Raw genomic sequence first — 3,816 nt, forward strand, 5'->3', positions numbered from 1 at the left:
ACATCACGCCCTGTTATCTCAATCGACTGGTCAGATTTAGATGACCATAAAGCGCACTTTCTTTTACGCGCGGCCATATCTTTAAAGGGTAGACCCGTCACACTTTATCAAGAAGTTCACTGCAACAAGACCAAAGAGAAACCCGCCACCCACAAGGCATTCTTAAAGACGTTACACGCCATGTTACCTTCAAATTGCCGACCCATTATCGTGACTGACGCAGGGTATAAATCGCCCTGGTTCAGGGAGGTACTAGCGCTAGGGTGGGACATTGTCGGTCGCATCCGAAAACCGCATATGTACTCAATTGACGGCGAGAAAACCTGGCAGTGTATTCGCCATCTTTATGACCAGGCAACCTGTCGACCTAAGCGTTTTGATAATAGCCACATCGTAAGAAGAAACCCTTTTGCTTGTACACTTGTTTTGTTTAAACAAAAAGCCAAAGGGCGTCACGCCACCAATCCGGATGGCACACACAAGGCCTCAAAACGCTCGAAAGTCCATGCACAAGGAGCAAAGGACCCTTGGTTGTTAGCTACATCACTGAAAACTCACCGACATTTATCAAAACAAGTTGTGGCGATTTATCGGCAGCGTATGCAGATTGAAGAAGGCTTTAGGGATATGAAAAGCACTAAGTTCGGACTTGGATATGAACAGAACAAAAGCGTTAAAAAGCAGCGACTAACAATACTGATATTGCTGACTACGTTAGCATCACTGGTTGCTATCTTATTGGGTATGGTAGTCGTCTCTTCGAATAAACATCGGCGCTTCCAAGCTAATACCGACACCAGAAGCGTGCTGTCATTCCACTATCTCGGTCTGAGAGCTATTGCTTGCCGAATAAGATTCACTATGCGACAGTGGAAAGCTGCACTCAAATGGTACAGCTCCATAGTTGACGCTGCCTGGGCCGCAGGCACATGAAATTAAATTCGTGGGGATCCCTCAGACTCTGACCCCTTTATTTTTGCGCCTCATGTATTTTCCAGCCAGATTTCACCCTAATTTTACCCGGGTAATATTGATTTAAATTTGTGCGCTTGCTATTTTTACCCCGGTAAAATTAATCAGGAAATAAAAATCATGAGTAGCACCTATATCGCGATACACAATAAATCGCTGATCGCTCAGGGTGAGTTGCCAGCGGTTATTCGCGAAGCTCTAAAGCAGTTCCCCGACGCCGAACCTTATTTATACAAACTGGACAATGGTAAGCGTGTGGACATCGACTGGCGCGGCGATGCCGAAGAGGTGATTAAGCGCCTGCCTGCTGCACTAGTGCCGCCTGCTAAAAAACGCGGGCGTCCTAAGCTTGGCGTGATCTCAAAAGAAGTCACCTTACTCCCTGAGCACTGGGAGTGGTTGTCGGTACAACGAGGGGGCGCCTCTACGACGTTGCGCCGCCTGATTGATTCGGCCATGAGTAACATGACACCAGCGCAGGAGCGACGCATTAAGCAGGATCAACTTTACAGCATGATGCGTGTTTTTGAGGATGAAGCCGGATTTGAAGCGGCCTCCCGGGCGCTATATCGCCTCGACGAAGCGGCTTTTTCGCAGGCGATAGGCAATTGGCCCGAGGCGCTGCAGACAATATATCAGGACAAGTTTAACCGCTTGCTCAGCATAGGAAATGACTCCCATGACGGAACAAACTAGCCACAACCCCTACGTTAGCCCGCCGTTAACGCGGGTGTTTTTGAAAACCGCGCTGCCGATTATTCTGATGATGGTGGTGAGTGGTTCGCTTAATCTGGTGGATGCTTATTTTATCGGTGTCTTTGTGGGAGCCGATGCGTTGGCAGCGGTGACCGCGATGTTTCCATTATTTATGGTACTGATTGCATTGTCGACCTGGATTGCCAGCGGTTTTGCCAGTGTAATGGCCCGCCTGAGTGGTGCCGGCAAGCACGATGAAGCACGCAACGCTTATGCTCAGGCACTTACCCTGGCGCTGGTGATCAGCGTTATCCTGCTGACAGCATTCAGCCTGACTGGTCAGGCATTGGCGTTGGCCAGTAACAACGGTAATCAGGCGCAGGCAGCAATGAGTTTTACCTACATGCGTATCATCATGTTCGGTGCGCCGCTGATATTCTGGCTGGGGGTTGCCTCAGACAGTCTGCGTAGTGAGGGGCATATTGGTTTTATCGCATTGGTTTCGCTGCTAACCACCGTAGGTAACGGCGTGATGAATTACGTGTTTATCGTGCTGCTCGAACTGGGTGTGGCGGGTTCTTCCTATGGCACCATTGCGGCGCAAATCATCGCGCTGTGTGCGGTGTGGGGTTTTCGTCGCAGCCACAAAAATCGTCTCGGGCTACCACTATTTGCTTTAACGCTGGTGCGCAGCCGATGGCGCGAGTTTTTGTCACTGGGCGCGCCATCAAGCCTGACCTACGTAGGCGTGGCACTCACGTCGGGGGCGATTCTGTTTAGTTTGCAGCAATGGCTGCCTGACAGCTACGAAGTTACAGTTAGCGCCTATGGCGTGATCACCCGGGTAATGACCTTTATTTATTTGCCATTACTGGGGCTGGGCCTGGCCATGCAAAGTATTGTGGGCAACAACGTTGGCGCCGAGCAATATCAGCGCTCTAATCGCAGCTTGTGTATTGCCGTGGGTGTTGCCCTGCTTTACGGCTTGGTAACCGAAGCGTTGTTGTGGTGGCTGCGCGCCGATATTGGCCTGCTATTTGTTAACGACCCTGCGGTCATCAGTGAAATAGCCAGATTGTTGCCGGTGGTAAGCCTTGCGCTATTTCTACTGGGCCCGTTAATGCTGATCAGCTTTTATTTTCAAAGTATCGGTGATGCCAGACGGGCGGGCATATTAAGTATTGCCAAAACCTATTTGTTTGCCCTGCCCTTAATTTTTGTATTGCCGTTAATGTGGGGAGAATGGGGGATCTGGTATGCCGGGCCAGCGGCTGAGTTTCTTGCCCTGTTGCTCACCGGTGGCATATTGTACCAACGTGCTATACAGGGTAACCATCGCTTTGGTTTATTGTATGCAGTAAATCAACCTGAGCCACAAACTATCAAGCCGGAGGCGATATGAGCAAAGACAATGACACTTATCAGCAGGGGCTGAAAATACGCCGTGAGGTAATGGGCGATGCCCATGTTAACCGGGCCATGAATAACGCCTCCGAATTCAGCCAGCCACTGCAGGATATGGTGATCCGTAACGCCTGGGGTGAAACCTGGGTGCGCGACGGCATTAATAAGCAAACCCGCAGCCTGGTGACCATTGCCACCCTGGCTGCGCTGAAAGCCTCTACCGAGCTTAAAGGTCACGTAAGAGGTGCGTTGCGCAATGGCTGCAGCGTGGCAGAAATTCAGGAAGTCCTGCTGCACTCAGCCGTGTACTGCGGCATGCCCGCCGGGATTGAGGCCTTTCGCGCTGCCGAGGAAGCTATTCTGGCCTGGCAGGCTGAAAACGACTAGTTGAAATTTGTCAGTTGAACGGGCTGGGAACCAATTTTAATTTTGCTAAGGCTATGTTCGGATTAACTGTTGTTGAATCGAAAAGAGCCTGTTTTCGTTAAGGTTTTCTGGAGTATCCATAAACCTGAACCAACCTAGGTAGTGTTCCAAGTATTTTGTGGCTACTCCGTGAAACCGTTTTATCCACGCTTTCAGACGGCTGTGATAGGCGTTAACATTTTGAATGTGAAAGACTTTATCTATCACCTTAATTCCTCCTGCCACATCTAAGCGCTTGTGTATTAAATCATTTTTCTCAGAAAGAGCTATGTAGGGCTTATAGCCATCACTACACAACACACTGTCTTTCTCTAATTT

5 protein-coding genes are annotated in these 3,816 nt (G+C 49.7%); 4 read left to right on the top strand and 1 reads right to left on the bottom strand.

Going from position 1 to position 3,816, the window contains the following annotated elements; translation table 11 throughout:
* The 4 genes from C6Y40_RS23810 to C6Y40_RS23825 form a co-directional block, all read left to right on the top strand.
* The coding region (locus C6Y40_RS23810; RefSeq protein WP_105936882.1) for an IS4 family transposase at positions 1-933 on the top strand (933 nt) is incomplete at its 5' end.
* Between the two features lie 159 nt (positions 934-1,092).
* Entirely contained in the window at positions 1,093-1,668 is a 576-nt protein-coding gene (locus C6Y40_RS23815; RefSeq protein WP_105936883.1) for a DUF2239 family protein, read from the top strand.
* A complete protein-coding gene (locus C6Y40_RS23820) occupies positions 1,652-3,070 on the top strand; it encodes an MATE family efflux transporter (RefSeq protein ID WP_105936884.1) in 1,419 nt (472 codons plus the stop codon). The genes C6Y40_RS23815 and C6Y40_RS23820 overlap by 17 nt, the downstream gene beginning before the upstream one ends.
* On the top strand, positions 3,067-3,459 hold the full coding sequence (locus tag C6Y40_RS23825; RefSeq protein ID WP_105936885.1) for a carboxymuconolactone decarboxylase family protein: 393 nt from the start codon (positions 3,067-3,069) through the stop codon (positions 3,457-3,459). Before C6Y40_RS23820 ends, C6Y40_RS23825 begins: the two co-directional genes overlap by 4 nt.
* A gap of 51 nt (positions 3,460-3,510) precedes the next feature.
* Here C6Y40_RS23825 and C6Y40_RS23830 read toward each other — a convergent pair.
* Positions 3,511-3,816, bottom strand: a 306-nt coding sequence (locus C6Y40_RS23830) for an IS1595 family transposase (protein WP_146129467.1), incomplete at its 5' end; no start/stop codon positions are given.

Origin of the sequence: Marisediminitalea alba (assembly GCF_002993365.1) — a bacterium.
Taxonomy (GTDB): Bacteria; Pseudomonadota; Gammaproteobacteria; order Enterobacterales; family Alteromonadaceae; genus Alteromonas; species Alteromonas alba.

Coding starts and splice junctions, on each gene's coding strand:
- C6Y40_RS23820 (WP_105936884.1), top strand. CDS start 1,652: ATGACGGAACAAACTAGCCACAACCCCTACGTTAGCCCGCCGTTAACG.
- C6Y40_RS23825 (WP_105936885.1), top strand. CDS start 3,067: ATGAGCAAAGACAATGACACTTATCAGCAGGGGCTGAAAATACGCCGT.
- C6Y40_RS23815 (WP_105936883.1), top strand. CDS start 1,093: ATGAGTAGCACCTATATCGCGATACACAATAAATCGCTGATCGCTCAG.